The organism is Citrobacter amalonaticus (assembly GCF_018252635.1).
Taxonomy (GTDB): Bacteria; Pseudomonadota; Gammaproteobacteria; order Enterobacterales; family Enterobacteriaceae; genus Citrobacter_A; species Citrobacter_A amalonaticus_E.
The window spans coordinates 418,832-439,473 of sequence record NZ_JAGTXM010000005.1 but is presented as its reverse complement, the minus strand read 5'-3'; the positions used below and the strand labels follow the sequence as shown (position 1 = coordinate 439,473).

Here is a 20,642-nt window from a genome sequence, read left to right as displayed (position 1 = left end):
AATGCGCTTTACTTCCATTTACAGGCCAGTCATGACTAACAGCAATCGCATCAAGCTCACATGGATCAGCTTTCTCTCCTACGCCCTCACCGGGGCATTGGTTATTGTCACCGGGATGGTGATGGGAAACATCGCAGACTATTTCCAGTTGCCGGTTTCCAGTATGAGTAATACCTTCACTTTTCTGAACGCCGGTATTTTGATCTCCATTTTCCTGAACGCCTGGCTGATGGAAATCATCCCGCTGAAAACGCAATTACGTTTTGGCTTTATCCTGATGGTGTTGGCCGTCGCCGGTCTGATGTTCAGCCATAGCCTGGCGCTGTTTTCCGCCGCAATGTTTGTGCTGGGACTGGTCAGCGGAATAACGATGTCGATCGGTACGTTCCTGATTACCCAGATGTACGAAGGTCGCCAGCGTGGTTCACGCCTGCTGTTTACCGACTCCTTCTTCAGCATGGCAGGGATGATTTTCCCGATGGTCGCAGCGTTCCTGCTGGCACGTAGCATCGAATGGTACTGGGTTTACGCCTGCATCGGTCTGGTCTATGTCGCTATTTTCCTTCTGACCTTCGGCTGTGAATTCCCGCCGCTGGGCAAACATGCCTCACAAAGCGACACGCCTGTGGTAAAAGAGAAATGGGGGATCGGCGTCCTGTTCCTGTCTATTGCCGCGCTGTGCTATATCCTCGGTCAGTTGGGCTTTATCTCCTGGGTACCCGAATATGCAAAAGGTCTCGGCATGAGCCTGAATGATGCCGGTACGCTGGTTAGCAACTTCTGGATGTCGTACATGTTCGGGATGTGGGCTTTCAGTTTCATTCTGCGTTTCTTCGACTTACAGCGCATTCTGACCGTACTGGCGGCACTGGCTAGCGTGCTGATGTATCTGTTCATTACCGGTACGCCTGAACATATGCCGTGGTTTATTCTGGCTCTCGGCTTTTTCTCCAGCGCAATCTATACCACTATCATTACCCTGGGTTCGCAGCAGACCCGCGTCGCCTCACCAAAACTGGTTAACTTCGTCCTGACCTGCGGCACCATCGGTACCATGCTGACGTTCGTCGTCACCGGTCCTATCGTGGCACACAGCGGCCCTCAGGCGGCCTTGCTCACCGCGAATGGCCTGTACGCCATCGTCTTCGTGATGTGCTTTATCCTCGGTTTTGTGACCCGTCATCGTCAGCATGACGCCCCGACAGCACAGTAATGTTTTTTGCCGGATAACGACGCGTTACGTCTTATCCGGCCTTTTACCGCATCCCTTGCTCGAACGATGTCGTCCCCAATCTTTAGTGGTAGCCCTCCTCCGCTAAAAACCCCTCATTTTGTACGTTATTCGTACAATCGCGAAAAGTCTGATATTTCCACAACTTAAGAAAATGCTGTCAAATCAGCAATATACTCCTTAAGAGGTATATAAAGGTGAATTTGATTTGCATCAATAAGTGGGGGTGCTGAATCGTTAAGGTAGGCAGTAATAGAAAAGAAATCGAGGCAAAAATGAGCAAAGTCAGACTCGCTATTATCGGTAATGGTATGGTCGGCCATCGCTTTATTGAGGACCTTCTTGATAAATCCGACGCTGCCAATTTTGATATTACTGTTTTCTGCGAAGAACCCCGCAAAGCATACGACCGTGTGCACCTGTCATCCTACTTCTCACATCACACCGCTGAAGAACTGTCTTTGGTCCGCGAAGGATTTTACGAAAAGCACGGCGTTAACGTGCTGGTCGGCGAACGTGCGATTACCATCAACCGCCAGGAAAAAGTGATTCACTCCAGCGCGGGCCGTACGGTTTATTACGACAAGCTAATCATGGCGACGGGTTCTTATCCGTGGATCCCGCCGATTAAAGGTTCCGAAACCCAGGACTGCTTCGTTTATCGCACCATTGAAGACCTCAACGCGATTGAATCCTGCGCTCGCCGCAGCAAGCGTGGGGCGGTCGTCGGCGGCGGTTTGTTAGGTCTGGAAGCAGCAGGCGCGCTGAAAAATCTCGGTGTGGAAACCCACGTGATTGAATTCGCCCCGATGCTGATGGCTGAACAGCTTGACCATATGGGCGGCGAACAGTTGCGGCGCAAGATCGAAAGCATGGGCGTGCGCGTACACACCAGCAAAAACACCCAGGAGATCGTCCAGCAAGGCACTGAAGCCCGTAAAACGATGCGTTTTGCCGACGGTAGCGAGCTGGAAGTGGATTTCATCGTCTTCTCCACCGGTATTCGCCCACGCGATAAACTGGCGACCCAGTGTGGTCTGGAAGTCGCACCACGCGGTGGGATTGTGATCAACGATGCCTGTCAGACCTCCGACCCGGATATCTACGCCATCGGTGAATGTGCAAGCTGGAACAACCGGGTGTACGGCCTGGTCGCGCCCGGTTACAAAATGGCGCAGGTCGCCGTTGACCACATCCTTGAAACCGAAAATACGTTTGAAGGTGCGGATATGAGCGCCAAGCTGAAACTGCTGGGCGTTGATGTCGGCGGTATTGGCGATGCGCATGGCCGCACGCCGGGTGCCCGTAGCTACGTTTACCTCGACGAAAGCAAAGAGGTTTACAAACGTCTGATCGTCAGTGAAGACAACAAAACCCTGCTCGGCGCGGTACTTGTTGGGGATACCAGCGATTACGGCAACCTGCTGCAACTGGTACTGAACGCCATCGAACTGCCGGAAAACCCGGACGCGCTGATCCTGCCTGCCCATGCTGGTAGCGGAAAACCGTCCATCGGCGTGGATAAACTGCCGGACAGCGCGCAGATTTGCTCCTGTTTCGACGTCACCAAAGGCATGCTGGTCGCTGCCATCAACAAAGGCTGCCACACCGTTGCCGCGCTGAAAGCAGAAACCAAAGCCGGTACCGGCTGCGGCGGCTGTATCCCACTGGTTACCCAGGTACTGAACGCCGAACTGGCGAAACAGGGCATCGAAGTGAACAACAACCTGTGCGAACACTTTGCGTACTCGCGCCAGGAACTGTTCCATTTGATTCGCGTGGAAGGCATTAAAACCTTCGAGGAACTGCTGGCGAAACACGGTAAAGGTTACGGCTGCGAAGTGTGTAAACCGACCGTAGGTTCTCTGCTGGCCTCCTGCTGGAATGAGTACATCCTGAAACCGCAGCATACTCCGTTGCAGGATACCAACGACAACTTCCTGGCGAACATCCAGAAAGACGGAACCTACTCCGTGATCCCGCGCTCTGCCGGTGGTGAAATCACGCCGGAAGGTCTGGTTGCCGTGGGTCGTATCGCCCGTGAATTTAATCTCTACACCAAAATCACCGGTTCTCAGCGTATTGGCCTGTTCGGCGCGCAAAAAGATGACCTGCCGGAAATCTGGCGCCAACTGATTGAAGCCGGTTTCGAAACCGGTCACGCCTATGCCAAAGCGCTGCGCATGGCAAAAACCTGCGTGGGCAGCACCTGGTGTCGTTACGGCGTGGGTGACAGCGTGGGCTTCGGCGTTGAGCTGGAAAACCGCTACAAAGGTATTCGTACTCCGCACAAGATGAAGTTCGGTGTTTCCGGTTGTACCCGTGAATGTGCCGAAGCTCAGGGCAAAGACGTCGGCATCATCGCGACCGAGAAAGGCTGGAACCTGTATGTTTGCGGTAATGGCGGGATGAAACCGCGTCATGCGGACCTGCTGGCGGCAGATATCGATCGCGAAACCCTGCTTAAGTATCTTGACCGTTTCATGATGTTCTATATCCGTACGGCGGATAAGCTGACCCGTACCGCCCCGTGGTTAGACAATCTGGAAGGCGGTATTGAGTACCTGAAATCTGTCATCATCGACGACAAGCTGGGTCTGAACGACCATCTGGAAGAAGAGATGGCCCGTCTGCGCGAAGCCGTAGTCTGCGAGTGGACGGAAACCGTCAACACACCGTCTGCCCAGACGCGTTTCAGACACTTCATTAACAGCGATAAACGCGATCCGTACGTCCAGGTGGTGCCTGAACGTGAACAGCATCGTCCGGCCACGCCGTACGAACGCATCCCGGTCACTCTGGTGGAGGAAAACGCATGAGCCAGTGGAAAAACATCTGCCACATTGATGACATCCTGCCCGCAACCGGCGTCTGCGCGTTGTTAGGTGAGGAACAGGTCGCTATTTTCCGCCCGTATCACAGCGATCAGGTGTTTGCTATCAGCAACATCGACCCGTTCTTTGAGTCCAGCGTGCTGTCACGAGGACTGATTGCGGAGCATCAGGGCGAATTGTGGGTCGCCAGCCCGTTAAAAAAACAACGCTTCCGTCTGAGCGATGGCCTGTGCATGGAGGACGAAAATCATTCCGTTGCACACTACGAGGCACGCGTAAAAGACGGCATCGTGCAATTGCGTAGTTAATGAATTTTAGGGGGGCGTAACGTCTCCCTTTTTTGACGTATCGGTAGGCCTTTTTTACCAGGCCTGATAAGCGTAACGCCATCAGGAAATTGCATTAGCACATTGCCCGATGGCGGAAAAAATGCCTTATCCAACCTACGTTTACGTTTTTATTTTTTCATTTCAAGGGTAATCATGTTCGCAGATACAATTAACAAATGTGCGGCTAACGCTGCGCGCATTGCACGCCTTTCGGCAAATAATCCGTTCGGTTTCTGGGTCAGTTCTGCAATGGCCGGCGCTTACGTTGGCCTTGGCATCATCCTGATTTTTACTCTCGGAAATTTACTCGACCCGTCCGTGCGTCCGCTGGTGATGGGGGCAACCTTTGGGATCGCCTTAACGCTGGTGATTATTGCCGGTTCCGAACTGTTCACCGGCCACACAATGTTCCTGACCCTTGGCGTCAAAGCGGGCACCATCAGTCAGGGGCAGATGTGGGCGATTTTGCCGCAGACCTGGTTGGGTAACCTGGTGGGTTCTGTGTTCGTTGCGCTGTTGTACAGTTGGGGTGGCGGTAGCCTGCTACCGGTCGATACCAGCATCGTACACTCGGTCGCGCTGGCGAAAACCACGGCACCGGCAACGGTACTGTTCTTCAAAGGCGCATTGTGTAACTGGCTGGTTTGCCTGGCAATATGGATGGCAATCCGTACTGAAGGCGCCGCGAAGTTTATCGCTATCTGGTGGTGCCTGCTGGCGTTTATCGCGTCCGGCTATGAACACTCGGTTGCCAACATGACGCTGTTCGCTCTCTCCTGGTTCGGTCATCACAGTGAAGCCTATACCCTGGCGGGGATTGGTCATAACCTGCTGTGGGTAACACTCGGCAATACTTTGTCCGGTGTCGTGTTCATGGGGTTAGGTTATTGGTATGCTACGCCAAAATCGGAGCGACCTGCTCCGGTAAAAATCAACCAAACTGAGGCTGCTGCCAATAATTAAGGGGTAATGTCGTGGATCATTTGCCTATATTTTGTCAACTACGTGACCGCGACTGTCTGATTGTCGGCGGTGGTGATGTCGCAGAACGCAAAGCGCGATTACTGCTGGAAGCGGGCGCTCGTTTAACGGTTAATGCGCTGGCATTTATCCCGCAGTTCACCGTATGGGCAAATGAAAACATGTTAACGCTGGTGGAAGGGCCGTTTGATGAGGCCCTTCTCGATCCGTGCTGGCTGGCGATTGCCGCAACCGATGATGATGCGGTGAATCAGCGCGTCAGCGATGCCGCACAATCCCGTCGCATCTTCTGTAACGTCGTGGATGCTCCGAAGGCTGCCAGTTTTATCATGCCATCAATTATCGACCGTTCACCGCTGATGGTGGCGGTCTCCTCCGGCGGCACCTCACCGGTGTTGGCTCGTCTGCTACGCGAAAAGCTGGAATCGCTGCTACCTCAGCACCTGGGTCAGGTCGCGCACTATGCCGGGCAACTGCGTTCGCGGGTGAAGAAACAGTTTGCCACGATGGGCGAACGTCGCCGCTTCTGGGAAAAACTGTTTGTTAACGACAGACTGGCGCAGTCACTGGCGAATGCCGACCATAAATCGGTAGAAGAAACCACCGAGCAGATACTTAGCGAACCGTTGGATCATCGCGGTGAAGTGGTGCTGGTGGGCGCAGGTCCTGGCGATGCCGGACTTCTGACGCTGAAAGGGTTGCAGCAGATCCAGCAGGCCGATGTAGTGGTTTATGACCGTCTGGTTTCTGACGATATTATGAACCTGGTGCGTCGCGACGCTGACCGCGTGTTTGTGGGTAAACGCGCAGGCTACCACTGTGTTCCACAAGAAGAAATTAACCAAATCCTCCTTCGGGAAGCGCAGCAGGGCAAACGCGTCGTTCGTCTGAAAGGCGGTGACCCGTTTATCTTTGGTCGTGGTGGTGAAGAACTGGAAACGCTGTGCCACGCGGGCATTCCTTTCTCTGTGGTGCCAGGAATTACAGCGGCATCCGGTTGCTCCGCCTATTCCGGTATTCCACTGACCCATCGTGACTACGCCCAGAGTGTACGCCTGGTCACCGGACACCTGAAAACCGGCGGCGAGCTGGACTGGGAAAACCTGGCAGCAGAAAAACAGACGCTGGTGTTCTATATGGGGCTGAATCAGGCAACCACTATCCAGCAGAAACTGATCGAATTTGGCATGCAGGCTGATATGCCAGTCGCACTGGTTGAGAACGGCACCTCGGTGAAACAGCGGGTTGTGAATGGCGAACTATCACAACTGGGCGAGCTGGCAACACAGGTCGAAAGCCCGGCACTCATTATTGTTGGCCGGGTTGTCGGGCTGCGCGATAAGCTGAACTGGTTCTCTAATCACTAAGTCTCAATTGTCGGTAAGGCCAGCATCGTCTGGCCTTATTTTATTGTACCTAAAATACAATATCCAGATTCAGACATTACATTAACTCATTGATTTTTAAAAAATCAATCATCACATCTCTCCCGCATATCTATTCCCTTACTGACGCGAAAAATAGATTACGTTATCGTCGACCCCGATTAGCGAATAAAGATTCACTAATTCAATTGATGGTTAAAAAAATATATTTTTTACATAGGGAATGTAAATGAATACGTTTATCAAAATGGCACTCTTAGGTGCGGCACTGGCAACACTGACAGCTTGTACAGGTCACATCGAAAACCGTAATAAGACCTGCTCTTATGACTATCTTCTGCACCCTGCCATTTCTATTTCGAAGATGATTGGCGGCTGCGGCCCGACTGCAGAATAATCTCACTGATCGTTGCGCCAATACAAAAAAACCGGGAATCTCCCGGTTTTATCATTTCGCGTTCCCGTTACGGCTTAGCAACAAAACCAATCGCTTCGTAGACCGCTTTCAGTGTAGCAGATGCATGTGCGCTGGCTTTTTCCGCGCCGTCTTTCATTACCTGCTGCAGGAAGGCTTCGTCGTTGCGGAAACGATGATAGCGCTCCTGCAACTCGGTCAGCATGCCGGAAACAGCATCAGCCACTTCACCTTTCAGGTGACCATACATTTTGCCTTCAAAGTGTTGTTCCAGCTCCGGAATACTCTTGCCGGAAACAGCAGAGAGGATATCCAGCAGGTTGGAAACCCCCGCTTTGTTCTGCACGTCGTAGCGTACAACAGGCGGTTCGTCGGAGTCAGTCACCGCACGCTTGATCTTCTTGACCACTGATTTCGGATCTTCCAGCAGGCCGATCACATTGTTGCGATTATCATCCGACTTGGACATTTTCTTGGTCGGATCGAGCAGTGACATGACGCGGGCACCTGATTTTGGAATAAACGGCTCAGGGATTTTGAATACGTCACCATATAACGCGTTAAAACGCTGGGCGACATCGCGGCTCAGCTCCAGGTGCTGTTTCTGATCTTCACCGACCGGCACCTGATTAGTCTGATACAGCAGAATGTCTGCGGCCATCAGCACCGGGTAATCAAACAAACCAGCGGTGATGTTCTCTGAATAGCGCGCCGACTTATCTTTAAACTGAGTCATGCGTCCCAGTTCGCCGAAGTAGGTATAGCAGTTCAGTACCCAGCTAAGCTGCGCATGCTCAGGGACGTGAGACTGTACGAAGATGATGCTCTTTTCAGGATCGATACCGCACGCAAGATAGAGCGCCAGCGTATCCAGCGTCGCTTTACGCAGTTGCTGGGGATCCTGACGAACGGTAATGGCATGCTGGTCAACGATGCAGTAGATGCAATGGTAGTCATCCTGCATGTTCACCCACTGACGCAGTGCACCCATGTAGTTGCCAATGGTCAATTCACCTGAGGGCTGTGCGCCACTAAAAACGATGGGCTTAGTCATTTTTCGATTCCTGATTTTCGCTGTGCGGGAGCCCGAGAGCGGGCAGTAGTTCATTAATGCGGTCGTACATGACGTCTGGCTGGCTCAGTGCGATCGGTTCACCGTAGTTATAGCCGTAGGTGAGGCCTACAGACGGGCAGCCAGCGGCTTTCGCCGCCTGAATATCATTACGCGAATCCCCAACAAAGAGCAATTGCTCAGGCGCAATGCCGAGCTTCCTTGCCACCAGCAGCAGCGGATCCGGATGCGGTTTTTTGTTCTGGACGTCGTCACCGCCAATAACGACGCTGAAATATTTACTGATATCCAGCGCGTCGAGCAATGGCGCAACAAACGGCGTCGGCTTGTTGGTCACCAGACCGAGCGGCAGCCCTTTGGCGTGCAGCGCGCCCAGCGTATCGGCGACATCAGGGAACAGGAAAGTCCCCTCTTCTGCAACATCCCCATAGTAGCGGTCGAACAGCTTACGCAGAATACGGGTCTGCTCCTCGGCGGGAATATCGTCATCGACCGGCGGTTTGCCCATTGACTTACGAAGTGTGGCGCGCTCCTGACGAGACCAGGTTAACGCACGCTCCATTAAGACATCAGCACCATTACCAATCCAGGTAATGACGCGTTCTTCACCGGCAACCGGCAGCTCCAGCGCATACAGCGCCATGTCCACAGCAGTGCTCAATCCCGGCGCGCTGTCCACCAGCGTTCCGTCGAGGTCGAAGGCAACGCCTCGAATATCCTGCAATTTATCCATGACTTACCTTTGCCAGTTCGCTGCGCATGTCATCAATGACTTTTTTGTAGTCTGGCTGATCGAAGACCGCGGAACCGGCGACAAACATGTCAGCCCCGGCAGCGGCGATTTCAGCAATGTTGCTCACCTTCACGCCGCCATCCACTTCGAGGCGAATGTCATAGCCCGACTCATCAATGCGACGACGGACTTCGCGCAGTTTGTCCAACGTTTGCGGAATGAATGATTGACCGCCAAAACCCGGGTTGACGGACATCAGCAGGATCACGTCCAGCTTGTCCATCACATAGTCCAGATAGCTCAGCGGCGTCGCCGGATTGAAGACCAGCCCAGCTTTACAGCCGTGCTCTTTAATCAGTTGCAGCGAACGGTCAACGTGTTCGGAGGCTTCCGGGTGAAAGGTGATGATGCTGGCGCCTGCGGCGGCGAAATCCGGGATAATTCGGTCTACCGGTTTCACCATCAGATGCACATCGATGGGAGCCGTAATACCGTATTTACGCAGGGATTTCAGTACCATCGGCCCCATGGTCAGATTGGGTACATAGTGGTTGTCCATGACGTCAAAATGCACGACGTCACCACCGGCAGCCAGAGCTTTCGCGGTGTCCTCACCCAGGCGAGCAAAATCAGCCGACAGGATTGAGGGGGCAATCAAATACTGTTTCATCCGCTTCTCCTTGAGAATTATTTATTCACAGGCGTTGCGACTCCTGGTTTGTACAGAGCCAGCAGTTCGTCCACCTTTTTACGTGTGCCGCCGTTGCTGCTTATACTGCGCCGCACTTTGACCTGAAAATGTTCCGCCGCTTTGTACCATTCGCGGGTATCGGGCGTGTCATGATTCGAAATTAACACCGGGATCTGCTTACTGACCAGCTTTTCGGCCATCTTCGCCAGATGGGCCTGCTCTTTCGGGCTAAAGCTGTTGGTATGATATGCGGTGAAATTCGCCGTCGCTGACAGCGGGGCGTAGGGCGGATCGCAATAGACAACCGAGTTTGCATCCGCTTGCTCCATGCACTCATCATATGAGAGGCAGTGGAATTCCGCATTCTGCGCTTTTTCCGCAAAGTGATACAACTCAGCTTCCGGGAAGTAAGGCTTTTTGTAACGTCCAAACGGCACGTTAAACTCGCCGCGCAGATTATACCGGCACAGGCCGTTGTAACCATATCGGTTCAGATACAGGAACAAGACCGCACGACGGAAAGGCTCCTGGCTGGCGTTGAACTCTTCACGGAACTGGTAGTAAACCTCAGCCTGATTGGTGTCTGGGCTAAACAGTTCACGGGAAGCCTTCACGTATTCGTCGGTACGGGTCTTCACGATCTTATAGAGACTGATGAGATCGCTGTTGATATCGGCAAGAATATAACGAGAAAAGTCGGTGTTAAGAAACACCGACCCAGCCCCCACAAAGGGTTCAACCAGGCATTCACCCTGCGGTAAATGCCGTTTGATGTCGTCAAGCAGGGGATATTTTCCCCCTGCCCACTTCAGAAAAGCGCGATTTTTTTTCATGCTGACTAACTAATTACACCTTCTCCGGCTGTGGAGAAAGCTCCGACAGCATCCTGCGCTTTAACATTATTTCAGATCGGCCTGTACCTGATGCAACGGTTTGGCCCACGGATTTTTTGCCTGCACATCAGCAGGTAGCGTGGAAACCGCGCGTTTCGCATCTTCTTTCGAGGCGTACACACCAGACACCAGAACATACCACGGTTGACCGTTACGCGTCGTCTGATACACCACATAGTTTTTCAGATTCTCTTTCTTCGCCCAACCGTTCAGGTTGTCGTAGTTAGAAGAGCTACTGAGCTGCAGGGTGTAATGGCTGGACGGCGCAGATTTCAACGACCCAACATTTCCAGCGCTTTTAGCTCCAGCTGCGGTTGGCGCGGTCTGAGCAGGTGCAGCAGTTTGTGCGGATGCTGCTGTCTGTGCAGGCGTAGTGCTGGTCGTCGCTTTCGCTGCCGATGTGGTCGTTGGCGCTGCAGGTTCAGTCCGTTTTGGCTGAACCGTCGTTTTCGGCGCTGCAGGCGTCGTTTTCGCGGTTGTCTGCGGTTTCTTCGGTTCGATCACAACTTGCTTACGTTCCGGGCGCGCGGTGGCCGGACGTTCGTTTGAAGGCGTTCCCGCCGTCTGGTTCGACGCACTGCCATTACGCACGGGCGCAACGGTCGCCGGTTCTGTTGGCAGCGTAGAGTTCGCCACCACATTGTTCACCTGCTCCTGGCCCTGCGGTTGGGTCAACGCATTATTCAGATCGCCCTGCACTTCTACACGCTGTTGACCTTCAGCGGTCGCAGGCGCTTGCCCTTGCGTTGGCGTGGAGGAGATTGGCGGCAAAGAAACATCCTGCTGCGTGTTGCCCGCAGTCTGTTCAGCGGAGGTGCTTCCCGGCGCCGGTTGGGCTCCGTTTGCCTGGTCAGCGGCATTGCCGGTGAGATCGATACTCTTCTCGCCAGACGCCGGTTGTTCACTTGAAGACGGGGTGGAAGGCGCTTTCAGCGCGGAGCCAATGCCGATGATTAACAGCAGCAGAACCAGCACGCCTACGCCCATCATCATGTACTGACGGGAAGCAGGTTTACCGGCGGCTTTTTTTCGCTTACGCGGACGACGCTCTACGCGTTCTTCATCCACGAACCCTTCATCCTCGGATTCGTAATCCTCTTCCCTCTCTTGCTCGTTAAGGCGTTCTTTACGCCCGCGCGCAGGACGGCGATCGTCAGCGTCCAGATCAACATCATCAAAGTTGATCTGCGGTTCACCGCGTTCTGAAGATTGACGAGAACGACCAGTACGACGATCGCTGGGATCGGGTTTCAGCTCGTCTTCTGGTTTGAATTCATCCATTTAACACCCCACTCAAAGGCTAATGCTTACGACGTTGCAACTAACCTGAACCTAAATGGCCGATACGTGAGCCGTATCAGTCCGCCTTTCTTGTTGTTACGCCTGCTGGCAATCAGCAATCGCGTTAAGAACCACTTCGTGCGACACACCGCCGCGTACTTCACTTTTCCCTATGGCCAGCGGAAGGACTAAGCGCATTTCTCCCGCCAACACTTTTTTATCACGCAACATGTGCGGCAGGTAGGCCTGCGCGGACATCTCGCGCGGTCCGTGGACCGGCAAGCCAGCACGTTTAAGTAACGTAATGATGCGCTGCGTATCTTCTGGCGCAAACTGCCCCAGACGTTCCGACGTTCGCGCAGCCATTACCATACCTGCGGCGACCGCTTCACCATGTAACCAATTGCCATAACCCATTTCTGCTTCAATGGCATGACCGTACGTATGCCCAAGATTCAGTAAAGCACGTAAGCCGGTTTCGCGCTCGTCTGCGGCAACAACTTCGGCTTTCAGCTCACAACAACGACGAATACACCATGCCATTGCCGGTCCATCCAGACGCAGTAACGCATCCAGATTCTCTTCCAGCCAGCTAAAGAATTCGCCATCAAGGATAATGCCGTACTTGATCACTTCCGCCAGACCGGACGCTAGTTCACGGGCAGGGAGCGTTTTCAGACAGTCGAGATCCACTACCACGGAGGCCGGTTGGTAAAACGCGCCGATCATGTTTTTGCCGAGAGGATGGTTTACGGCGGTTTTACCGCCAACGGAGGAGTCGACCTGCGACAGAAGCGTCGTCGGGACCTGGATGAAGCGAACACCGCGCTGATAGCTGGCAGCGGCAAAACCGGTCAGGTCGCCAATGACACCGCCGCCCAGTGCGACCAGCGTCGTATCACGACCGTGCGGTTTTTGCAGTAAGGCGGTGAATACCGTATCCAGCACCGTCAGGCTCTTGTACTGCTCGCCGTCAGGCAGGATGACGCTATCAACGTTCACCCCCGCTTGTTCAAGCACGCTGCGAATCTTATCAAGATAAAGGGGGGCCAGGGTTTCGTTGGTGACCAACATAACCTGATCGCCCGATTTCAGCGGTAAGAATGAAGCTGGTTCGTTAAACAAACCAGCCGCGATGGTGATAGGGTAACTACGTTCCCCGAGAGTGACGGTAATCCTCTCCATGACGCGACATCCACCTTAATGACTTATACCCGCTTACCGAGTGTGTATTAAGCCAGAATCAGTTGCTTTCCAGCATATGAATAATCTGGTTTGCAACGACTTTGGCGCTCTGATCATCGGTACGAATGGTTACGTCAGCAATCTCTTCATACAGCGGATTGCGTTCGTCGGCCAACGCTTCCAGAACTTCACGAGGCGGCGCTTCTACCTGCAACAGCGGACGTTTTTTATCGCGCTGCGTACGCGCAAGTTGTTTTTCGATGGTCGTTTCGAGATAGACCACGACGCCACGCGCGGAAAGACGATTACGGGTTTCACGCGATTTTACAGAGCCACCGCCGGTAGCCAGCACAATACCCTGTTTTTCCGTCAATTCGTTGATGACTTTCTCTTCACGATCGCGGAAGCCGTCTTCACCTTCTACGTCGAAGACCCAGCCCACATCAGCTCCGGTTCGTTTCTCAATCTCTTGATCAGAATCGTAAAATTCCATATTGAGTTGTTGAGCTAACTGGCGCCCAATAGTGCTTTTTCCGGCACCCATAGGCCCAACCAGAAAGATATTGCGTTTCTCTGCCATTTTTTCGGTACTACTAAGACTATTCGTTAATGATAAACCCGCGTCGCAGACACTGAGCGCAGCAGGACATGAACTGAAACCTCATAAGATATTGCGAGAGTCAGACTGAAAATTATCTCAATACTCAAGCAGGTTTGGCAACTGAATAAATCATCAAACCAGATTGTAGACAACCCGAGTCGGCGTTGCCGGACGGCGATGAGAAGTACCGACTCTCAAATCGGTACTCCTTGTATGCTAAATAGCTGCGCACGTCAAATCCCTGAAACGAGTTACGTGCAAAAACAACGGTGTTTCATGCATAAATCATTCTGTCGAGACCAATCTGGGCGTAATAAATACCACCAGCTCACGACGTTCGTTTTCTTTCCCGTCATGCCGAAAGAGTTGTCCAAACCAGGGAATGTCGCCTAACAGCGGAATACTGTCCTTCCCGGTTTTATTTTTATTTGAAAAAATGCCGCCCAGCGCCAGCGTTTCTCCGCTTTTCACCTCGACCTGCGTTTCAATTTCTTGCTTATCGATAGCCAGTACTTCTCCGTCAGCCTGTTGCAGCACCTGCCCCGGCATGTTCTGGCTGATGCGTAACTTCAGGCGGATCCGCTCCTTCGGTAAAACGGTAGGAGTGACCTCCATCCCAAGTACGGCCTCTTTAAATTCAACCGACGTCGCGCCGCTTTCACCGCTGGAAACCTGATAAGGGATCTCACTGCCCTGTTTGATGCTGGCAGGCTGTAGATGGGAAGCCAGTAGACGCGGACTGGCGATAATATCGAGCTGCTGCTTTTGCTCCAGCGCGGACAGTTCCAGATCCAGCAATCGACCATTAATACGACCAATATTAAATCCAACGCGGGTGGTAGCATTTGCGACCGAGAGATCGCTGGCTATCGTCGTCACTTGTCCCACCGCTCCAGCCTTCGTTGCTTCTGCCAGCGTCCACTTCACCCCGAGTTCACGTAGGCTTTTTTCATTAATAGTCACGATGTGCGCCGCCAGCTCGACCTGTTCTATTGGCAAATCCATTTGCGCCACCCACTGTTCCACCAGCGCCAGCGTCGGCGAGTTATCCCTGATAAGCAGCCGATTGGTGCGCTTATCCACCGTGAGGCTGCCTTTGGCGCTCAGCAGTCTGTCCCCCGCTTTCGCCAGTTCAGTGGCGTCGGCGTAACGCAGGGCAATATGCCGATTCTCCAGCGGTAAGTTCGCCTGGCGTCTGGCGACCTCCGCCTCCTGTCGCGCAGCCTCTTCGCTCTGCCAGCTCTCGGAATGCACATGCAAAATCGCCCCTTCCTGGCGTAACACCAGGCCTGCGCTTTTCACCACCGTCTGGAGCGCCTGTTTCCACGGGACATCCGTCAGATGCAGCGACACCACGCCGCTGACGTCCGGCGATACCACGAGATTTTTTCGCTCCTGCTCAGCCAGCGTCTGTAGGACCTGCGTAACCGGAACGTCATCCACCACCAGCGTCACGTTCGGGGTTTTTCCGGCCTGAACCGGCTGCAGGATGGCGATCAACACCACCAGTATCCATTGCTTCATTACCCTCTCCTTGTCTTTGCCACTGCCACTGGGGCGGGTCACACTCTTTACCGGTGCTCACCGTCAACGTCTGGGCCGTGAGTTGTACAATCGTCCAGCCGTTATCCAGAACCTCATTTTGCTCAACACGCCGCCAGTGATGCTGCCCGTCCTGCAGCAGTCCAATATTTCGTTCCCCCCGGCTCACTATCCCCTGGTACTGCCATTGCGCCAGCTCAGCGCCATGGCAACGATCGACGGGCTGGCGGAACGGATCGCGCATGCCGGTCAGCATCAACAGTGAAAGAGCCACCAATACCGCGTCCCTACTTTTCATGGAGAGACTCCAGCCTGAGCGTTAACACTCGCTCGTCGTTTTCCGCTTTTAGAGAGAATCCACTCACGATCATGCCTCGCGCCGCCAGATAACCGAACAATGACACCATCGCCTCCCACGGCGCCTTCACAGCAAGTTCTCCGCCCTGTGCCGACGGGCGCCAGTGCAACAACTGCACATTCGGCACCTGAAGCAAGAGCGGTGAAAACACCGGCGCTTGCGATGCCGATGAAATCTGCGCCTCTGACTGCGCGCCGGAGAGGTGATATAACGTTGAACTGAGCTGACGGTTTGCCACCCGTTGCTGGTTAAGCGCGTCAACATCACGCAGCCCCGGGAAGATCAGAAAACACATCGCGAACGCACTTAGCGCCCCCACCCAACTTACCCAGCAGACAATGCGGATGCGCGGTGAAAAGGCACACCAGGCGTCAAAGAGGGCGATCATGCGCTTCTCTCCATATCACCCGATACTGGAACTGCCAGTATCCCTGTGCATCCCTCAGAGTGGCGCCGGTATGGTTTATCTCAAACACCGGCGAGTCGCGCAGGGCTGTGTCCAGTGCACTGAGCGCAGAAAAGTTGAGCGCTTTTCCACTGAGTTCCAGTGTGTTCTGCTGGTAGTCCATGCTGGTCAGCCAGGCCTGCGCCGGTAAGCTCAACGCCAGGCTTTCCATCGCAGGCTGCCAGCGATGGGTCTGCTCGCGCAATCTGTCTCGTTGAATAGCCTGCTGCACCTGACGTTGCCGCGCTTCCAGCCGGGGTTTCGCTGCCGTAAGCGCCGTGGCGAGTTGCTGCTCCGCCTGCAGTAAAACCCCATTTCCCTGCCCGCTCGTAATGCGGTTGAGGTATCCGATCAGCGTGAATGTCAGCACGATCGCCGTTGATGCGCCGAACAGCCCACCCCATAAGCGCAGACAGGCGTTACGCCGCTGTCGTCGCCAGGGCAAAAAATTGACGGGAGGATGCATCAGCGTATGTCTCCCAGCGCCAGCCCAAGCGCAACGGCGAATGCATGGCCTTCCCTGGGCACGGGAGGCTGTCGAATTGAAACCGCCTGCCAGGGGTCAAAACCCTCTTCTGCGCAGAGCGCCACCTCTTCAGTCCTGAGAGAAAGACTGGCAGCCAGGTCGTGAATGTGGGCTATTTCGGCCCGCGATTTACGTCCCCAGGCGTTGTGAGTCGCCCAGAGCCACTGCGTGTCATCACGCCATACCAGGCAGGTCTGTTCAGGGGAAAGAAAAGGCAGCAAACGCTGCAATGCGCAAGCATCTGGTGTGATCGCCGTGACGTTCACTCCGAGTGTTTTCGCCAGCGTTAACAGGCCCGAAATCTCTTTATCCTGGGCGGCGGTGACGGTATAGGCCGGGGCGAGCACATCTTCGCTATAGTCAACGCGCAGTGCTGCCGACTCCATGTCCAGCTCGCGTGCCATCGATCCCGTTAGCCAGGCCGTTTGTTCGCGTTCGCGAAGCGACATTGAGGGAACGGGAAAGCGTTTTTGTCGCGTCCGGGATGCGGGAAAAGAGAGGTGGATATGATGGCGTTGCGGCAGTTCGCGACTCCACGGTTGTAACACCGAAACAAGCTGTTCGGCGTCGTGGAAATGTTCATTGTTGATGGTGCGTTGCGCCAGCGGCAGACGCCACCAGCGCTGTAAATAGCAACCCGACGCGCCGCGAACGACGGCAACCGCCAGGGCCTCGTGAGGCCGAATATGCAGGCCGACTTGCCAGAATCTGAAAGCCATTGCTGATGATCTCCTTATCACCCGTCGCTCTCACGGGTATATCAATGCGTCTGGCTTGCCTTTATACTACCGCGCGGTTGTTTATAAACTGCCCAAATGAAACTAAATGGGAAATCTCCGGTGAAGTTCGTAAAGTATTTTTTGATCCTTGCAGTATGTTGCATCCTGCTGGGAGCAGGCTCGATTTATGGCCTCTATCGCTATATTGAGCCACAGTTACCTGACGTCGCGACGCTGAAAGATGTGCGTTTGCAGATCCCGATGCAGGTTTACAGCGCAGATGGCGAGCTCATTGCGCAATATGGTGAAAAACGTCGTATTCCGGTGACGCTCAATCAGATCCCACCGGAAATGGTCAAAGCCTTTATCGCCACAGAAGACAGTCGTTTCTATGAGCACCACGGTGTTGACCCGGTGGGGATCTTCCGTGCAGCAAGCGTTGCACTGTTCTCCGGTCACGCCTCTCAGGGGGCGAGTACCATCACGCAACAGCTCGCAAGAAATTTCTTCCTCAGTCCTGAACGCACGCTGATGCGAAAGATTAAGGAAGTGTTCCTGGCGATCCGTATTGAGCAGTTGCTGAGCAAAGATGAGATCCTCGAACTCTATCTGAACAAGATCTATCTCGGTTACCGCGCCTATGGCGTCGGTGCGGCGGCACAGGTCTATTTCGGTAAATCCGTTGACCAGCTCGATCTCGGTGAGATTGCCGTGATTGCCGGTCTGCCGAAAGCGCCTTCTACCTTTAACCCGCTCTATTCGATGGACCGCGCGACCGCACGTCGTAACGTGGTGCTGTCGCGTATGCTGAGCGAAGGGTACATCACCCAGGCACAGTACGATCAGGCGCGTAATGAGCCGATCGATGCCAACTATCATGCGCCGGAAATTGCTTTCTCCGCCCCGTACCTCTCGGAAATGGTGCGTCAGGAGATGTATAACCGTTACGGCGAAAACGCCTATGAAGACGGTTATCGCATTTACACCACGATTACCCGCAAGGTGCAGCAGGCCGCGCAACAAGCGGTACGTAATAACGTGCTGGACTATGACATGCGCCACGGCTATCGCGGTCCGGCCAACGTGCTGTGGAAAGTGGGTGAAACCGCATGGGACAGTAAGAAAATCACCGATACGCTGAAAGCGCTGCCAACCTACGGGCCGCTGCTACCAGCGGTTATCACTAGTGCAAACCCGCAGGAAGCGACGGCGGCCCTGGCAGATGGCACCTCGGTCTCGCTGCGCATGGAGGGCATTCGTTGGGCGCGACCTTATCGTTCGGATACTCAACAAGGCCCAACGCCGCGTAAAGTCACTGACGCAGTGCAGACCGGTCAGCAGATCTGGGTGCGGAAGATGGGCGAAGCCTGGTGGTTGGCGCAGGTCCCGGATGTGAACTCCGCGCTGGTCTCTATCAATCCGAAAAACGGGGCTGTGCTGGCGCTGGTTGGTGGCTTTGACTTTAACCAGAGCAAGTTTAACCGTGCTACCCAGGCGCTGCGTCAGGTCGGTTCTAACATTAAGCCGTTCCTTTACACCGCCGCGATGGACAAAGGTCTGACGCTGGCGAGTATGTTGAACGATGTGCCTATCTCCCGCTGGGATGCCGGTGCCGGTTCCGACTGGCGTCCAAAGAACTCACCACCGCAGTACGCAGGCCCGATTCGTTTACGTCAGGGGCTGGGTGAATCGAAAAACGTGGTGATGGTTCGCGCCATGCGAGCAATGGGCGTGGACTACGCGGCGGAATATTTGCAACGGTTCGGCTTCCCGGCACAAAACATTGTGCATACCGAATCCCTGGCGCTGGGCTCTGCATCCTTTACCCCGCTGCAGGTGGCGCGCGGTTATGCAGTGATGTCGAATGGTGGCTTCCTGGTCGACCCGTATTTCATCAGCAAGATTGAAACGGACCAGAACGGCGTGATTTTCGAAGCGAAGCCGAAAATTGCCTGTCCGGAATGCGATATCCCGGTGATTTACGGTGATACGCAGAAATCCAATGTGCTGGAAAACAGCAATGTGGAAGATGTCGCTATCTCTGGCGAGCAGCAGAATGCTGCCGTGCCAATGCCCAAACTGGAGCAGGCAAATCAGGCGCTAGTGGCGCAGACCGGGGCGCAAGAGTACGCGCCGCATGTCATCAACACGCCGCTGGCCTTCCTGATTAAGAGTGCGTTGAACACCAACATCTTTGGCGAACCCGGCTGGATGGGCACCGGCTGGCGAGCGGGACGCGATCTCAAACGTAACGATATCGGCGGTAAAACAGGGACCACTAACAGTTCGAAAGATGCCTGGTTCTCTGGCTACGGTCCGGGAGTAGTCACTTCCGTGTGGATTGGGTTTGACGACCACCGTCGTGACCTGGGACGCACCACCGCCTCTGGGGCAATCAAAGATCAAATCTCCGGCTACGAAGGCGGCGCGAAGAGTGCACAACCCGCGTGGGATGCTTATATGAAAGCGGTGCTGGAAGGGGTTCCGGAGGAACCGCTGACGCCACCACCGGGCATCGTCACGGTCAATATTGATCGTAGTACCGGGCAACTGGCAAACGGCGGTAACAGCCGTGCAGAATATTTCATCGAAGGTACGCAGCCGACACAGCAGGCGGTGCATGAGGTGGGGACGACCATCATTGACGGTGGTGAGACTCACGAGCTGTTCTAACTAAAAAAGGCGCTGCGGCGCCTTTTTTATTGCTGGTGTTATCGCCGGATGGCGGCTACGCCTTATCCGGCCTACACCGTTATTTGCCCTACAGCCGCCCTTGTCCTTTCAGCCATTCGCGGACAAGGAACAACGCGCTCACGTTTCGTGCTTCGGTGAAATCGGGGTCTTCCAGCAGATCCATCAGATGCGCCAGCGGCCAGCGCACCTGTGGCAACGGTTCGGGTTCATCGCCTTCCAGTGACTCGGGATAAAGGTCTTCCGCCACTACGATATTCATCTTGCTGGAGAAATAAGACGGCGCCATGCTGAGCTTTTTCAAAAAAGTCAGATCGTTTGCCCCAAAACCGACCTCTTCTTTTAGTTCCCGGTTCGCTGCTTCAAACACGCTTTCACCGGGGTCTATCAACCCTTTGGAAAAGCCCAGCTCATAGGACTCCGTTCCCACCGCGTATTCACGAATCAGGATCAGATGATCGTCAACGATCGGGACAATCATTACCGCTTCACGGGTAGAGGGACGCATCCGTTCATAGACACGACGCACGCCGTTGCTGAATTCGAGGTCCACACTTTCAACGCTAAAGAGGCGCGACTGCGCGACAGTTTCGACGTTCAGAATGGTGGGTTTTTGTAATGATTTGCTCATCGTGAGAATCTATGCCGTGAAATCAGTCGTTATTGTGCGATATGCAACACGGTTTCGGCAATGCGAATTGCCAGTTATTTACATTTATGTAACCTAATA

20 protein-coding genes are annotated in these 20,642 nt (G+C 54.1%); 7 read left to right on the top strand and 13 right to left on the bottom strand.

Annotated features, from left to right (window positions below; all coding sequences use genetic code 11):
* The first annotated feature begins 31 nt into the window (after window positions 1-31).
* From tsgA to KE671_RS17500, 6 genes are all read left to right on the top strand, one after another.
* On the top strand, window positions 32-1,213 hold the full coding sequence (gene tsgA, locus KE671_RS17525; protein ID WP_206164014.1) for an MFS transporter TsgA: 1,182 nt from the start codon (window positions 32-34) through the stop codon (window positions 1,211-1,213).
* 293 nt (window positions 1,214-1,506) lie between these two features.
* The gene (nirB, locus tag KE671_RS17520; RefSeq protein WP_206164013.1) at window positions 1,507-4,050 is read left to right on the top strand and encodes a nitrite reductase large subunit NirB; all 2,544 of its coding nucleotides are present in this window, start codon (window positions 1,507-1,509) and stop codon (window positions 4,048-4,050) included.
* Window positions 4,047-4,373, top strand: coding sequence for a nitrite reductase small subunit NirD (gene nirD, locus KE671_RS17515; protein ID WP_206164012.1), 327 nt, complete (start codon window positions 4,047-4,049; stop codon window positions 4,371-4,373). The genes nirB and nirD overlap by 4 nt, the downstream gene beginning before the upstream one ends.
* 174 nt (window positions 4,374-4,547) lie before the next feature.
* Complete coding sequence (gene nirC / locus KE671_RS17510; protein WP_206164010.1) at window positions 4,548-5,357, top strand: nitrite transporter NirC; 810 nt, start codon at window positions 4,548-4,550, stop codon at window positions 5,355-5,357.
* 11 nt (window positions 5,358-5,368) lie between these two features.
* Window positions 5,369-6,742, top strand: coding sequence for a siroheme synthase CysG (gene cysG / locus KE671_RS17505; protein WP_206164009.1), 1,374 nt, complete (start codon window positions 5,369-5,371; stop codon window positions 6,740-6,742).
* Window positions 6,743-6,989: 247 nt separating this feature from the next.
* Window positions 6,990-7,157: a DUF4223 family protein gene (locus tag KE671_RS17500; protein ID WP_042998406.1), complete on the top strand. Its 168-nt coding sequence runs from the start codon at window positions 6,990-6,992 to the stop codon at window positions 7,155-7,157.
* A gap of 67 nt (window positions 7,158-7,224) precedes the next feature.
* Here KE671_RS17500 and trpS read toward each other — a convergent pair whose 3' ends face one another.
* The 12 genes from trpS to KE671_RS17440 all read right to left on the bottom strand — a co-directional run bounded on the left by trpS (window position 7,225) and on the right by KE671_RS17440 (window position 17,221).
* Window positions 7,225-8,229 (bottom strand): tryptophan--tRNA ligase, encoded by a 1,005-nt coding sequence (gene trpS / locus KE671_RS17495; RefSeq protein WP_206164008.1) that lies wholly within the window; start codon window positions 8,227-8,229, stop codon window positions 7,225-7,227.
* Entirely contained in the window at window positions 8,222-8,980 is a 759-nt protein-coding gene (gene gph, locus KE671_RS17490) for a phosphoglycolate phosphatase (RefSeq protein ID WP_206164007.1), read from the bottom strand. The genes trpS and gph overlap by 8 nt, the downstream gene beginning before the upstream one ends.
* Window positions 8,973-9,650 (bottom strand): ribulose-phosphate 3-epimerase, encoded by a 678-nt coding sequence (rpe, locus tag KE671_RS17485; protein WP_042998409.1) that lies wholly within the window; start codon window positions 9,648-9,650, stop codon window positions 8,973-8,975. The genes gph and rpe overlap by 8 nt, the downstream gene beginning before the upstream one ends.
* Window positions 9,651-9,667: 17 nt before the next feature.
* Entirely contained in the window at window positions 9,668-10,504 is an 837-nt protein-coding gene (dam, locus tag KE671_RS17480) for an adenine-specific DNA-methyltransferase (RefSeq protein ID WP_206164006.1), read from the bottom strand.
* A gap of 66 nt (window positions 10,505-10,570) precedes the next feature.
* Window positions 10,571-11,845 carry a cell division protein DamX gene (gene damX, locus KE671_RS17475; RefSeq protein ID WP_206164005.1) on the bottom strand — a complete coding sequence of 425 codons (1,275 nt, stop codon included), beginning with the start codon at window positions 11,843-11,845 and terminating at the stop codon, window positions 10,571-10,573.
* 96 nt (window positions 11,846-11,941) lie between these two features.
* Window positions 11,942-13,030, bottom strand: a complete 1,089-nt coding sequence (aroB, locus tag KE671_RS17470; RefSeq protein ID WP_042998412.1) for a 3-dehydroquinate synthase — start codon at window positions 13,028-13,030, stop codon at window positions 11,942-11,944.
* Window positions 13,031-13,088: 58 nt separating this feature from the next.
* Window positions 13,089-13,610 (bottom strand): shikimate kinase AroK, encoded by a 522-nt coding sequence (gene aroK / locus KE671_RS17465; protein WP_042322869.1) that lies wholly within the window; start codon window positions 13,608-13,610, stop codon window positions 13,089-13,091.
* A 306-nt stretch (window positions 13,611-13,916) separates the two neighbouring features.
* Complete coding sequence (gene hofQ / locus KE671_RS17460; protein WP_206164004.1) at window positions 13,917-15,155, bottom strand: DNA uptake porin HofQ; 1,239 nt, start codon at window positions 15,153-15,155, stop codon at window positions 13,917-13,919.
* Complete coding sequence (locus KE671_RS17455; RefSeq protein ID WP_206164003.1) at window positions 15,067-15,471, bottom strand: HofP DNA utilization family protein; 405 nt, start codon at window positions 15,469-15,471, stop codon at window positions 15,067-15,069. Before KE671_RS17455 ends, hofQ begins: the two co-directional genes overlap by 89 nt.
* Window positions 15,461-15,919, bottom strand: a complete 459-nt coding sequence (locus KE671_RS17450) for a DNA utilization protein HofO (protein WP_206164002.1) — start codon at window positions 15,917-15,919, stop codon at window positions 15,461-15,463. The genes KE671_RS17455 and KE671_RS17450 overlap by 11 nt, the downstream gene beginning before the upstream one ends.
* Window positions 15,903-16,442: a PilN domain-containing protein gene (locus tag KE671_RS17445; protein WP_206164001.1), complete on the bottom strand. Its 540-nt coding sequence runs from the start codon at window positions 16,440-16,442 to the stop codon at window positions 15,903-15,905. The genes KE671_RS17450 and KE671_RS17445 overlap by 17 nt, the downstream gene beginning before the upstream one ends.
* Complete coding sequence (locus KE671_RS17440; RefSeq protein WP_206164000.1) at window positions 16,442-17,221, bottom strand: DNA utilization protein HofM; 780 nt, start codon at window positions 17,219-17,221, stop codon at window positions 16,442-16,444. Before KE671_RS17440 ends, KE671_RS17445 begins: the two co-directional genes overlap by 1 nt.
* A 120-nt stretch (window positions 17,222-17,341) precedes the next feature.
* On the opposite strand from KE671_RS17440, the gene mrcA reads away from it, so the two are divergent.
* Window positions 17,342-19,894, top strand: coding sequence for a peptidoglycan glycosyltransferase/peptidoglycan DD-transpeptidase MrcA (gene mrcA / locus KE671_RS17435; protein ID WP_206163999.1), 2,553 nt, complete (start codon window positions 17,342-17,344; stop codon window positions 19,892-19,894).
* 88 nt (window positions 19,895-19,982) lie between these two features.
* Here mrcA and nudE read toward each other — a convergent pair whose 3' ends face one another.
* Window positions 19,983-20,543, bottom strand: coding sequence for an ADP compounds hydrolase NudE (gene nudE / locus KE671_RS17430; protein WP_061076084.1), 561 nt, complete (start codon window positions 20,541-20,543; stop codon window positions 19,983-19,985).
* Window positions 20,544-20,642: the final 99 nt, after the last annotated feature.

Excerpts from the sequence above, each read along its gene's own strand:
- dam (WP_206164006.1), bottom strand. The coding sequence starts at position 10,504 with ATGAAAAAAAATCGCGCTTTTCTGAAGTGGGCAGGGGGAAAATATCCC.
- tsgA (WP_206164014.1), top strand. The coding sequence starts at position 32 with ATGACTAACAGCAATCGCATCAAGCTCACATGGATCAGCTTTCTCTCC.
- KE671_RS17440 (WP_206164000.1), bottom strand. The coding sequence starts at position 17,221 with ATGGCTTTCAGATTCTGGCAAGTCGGCCTGCATATTCGGCCTCACGAG.
- nirD (WP_206164012.1), top strand. The coding sequence starts at position 4,047 with ATGAGCCAGTGGAAAAACATCTGCCACATTGATGACATCCTGCCCGCA.
- KE671_RS17500 (WP_042998406.1), top strand. The coding sequence starts at position 6,990 with ATGAATACGTTTATCAAAATGGCACTCTTAGGTGCGGCACTGGCAACA.
- nirB (WP_206164013.1), top strand. The coding sequence starts at position 1,507 with ATGAGCAAAGTCAGACTCGCTATTATCGGTAATGGTATGGTCGGCCAT.
- KE671_RS17455 (WP_206164003.1), bottom strand. The coding sequence starts at position 15,471 with ATGAAAAGTAGGGACGCGGTATTGGTGGCTCTTTCACTGTTGATGCTG.
- hofQ (WP_206164004.1), bottom strand. The coding sequence starts at position 15,155 with ATGAAGCAATGGATACTGGTGGTGTTGATCGCCATCCTGCAGCCGGTT.
- aroK (WP_042322869.1), bottom strand. The coding sequence starts at position 13,610 with ATGGCAGAGAAACGCAATATCTTTCTGGTTGGGCCTATGGGTGCCGGA.
- aroB (WP_042998412.1), bottom strand. The coding sequence starts at position 13,030 with ATGGAGAGGATTACCGTCACTCTCGGGGAACGTAGTTACCCTATCACC.
- rpe (WP_042998409.1), bottom strand. The coding sequence starts at position 9,650 with ATGAAACAGTATTTGATTGCCCCCTCAATCCTGTCGGCTGATTTTGCT.
- damX (WP_206164005.1), bottom strand. The coding sequence starts at position 11,845 with ATGGATGAATTCAAACCAGAAGACGAGCTGAAACCCGATCCCAGCGAT.
- gph (WP_206164007.1), bottom strand. The coding sequence starts at position 8,980 with ATGGATAAATTGCAGGATATTCGAGGCGTTGCCTTCGACCTCGACGGA.
- KE671_RS17450 (WP_206164002.1), bottom strand. The coding sequence starts at position 15,919 with ATGATCGCCCTCTTTGACGCCTGGTGTGCCTTTTCACCGCGCATCCGC.
- KE671_RS17445 (WP_206164001.1), bottom strand. The coding sequence starts at position 16,442 with ATGCATCCTCCCGTCAATTTTTTGCCCTGGCGACGACAGCGGCGTAAC.
- trpS (WP_206164008.1), bottom strand. The coding sequence starts at position 8,229 with ATGACTAAGCCCATCGTTTTTAGTGGCGCACAGCCCTCAGGTGAATTG.
- nirC (WP_206164010.1), top strand. The coding sequence starts at position 4,548 with ATGTTCGCAGATACAATTAACAAATGTGCGGCTAACGCTGCGCGCATT.
- nudE (WP_061076084.1), bottom strand. The coding sequence starts at position 20,543 with ATGAGCAAATCATTACAAAAACCCACCATTCTGAACGTCGAAACTGTC.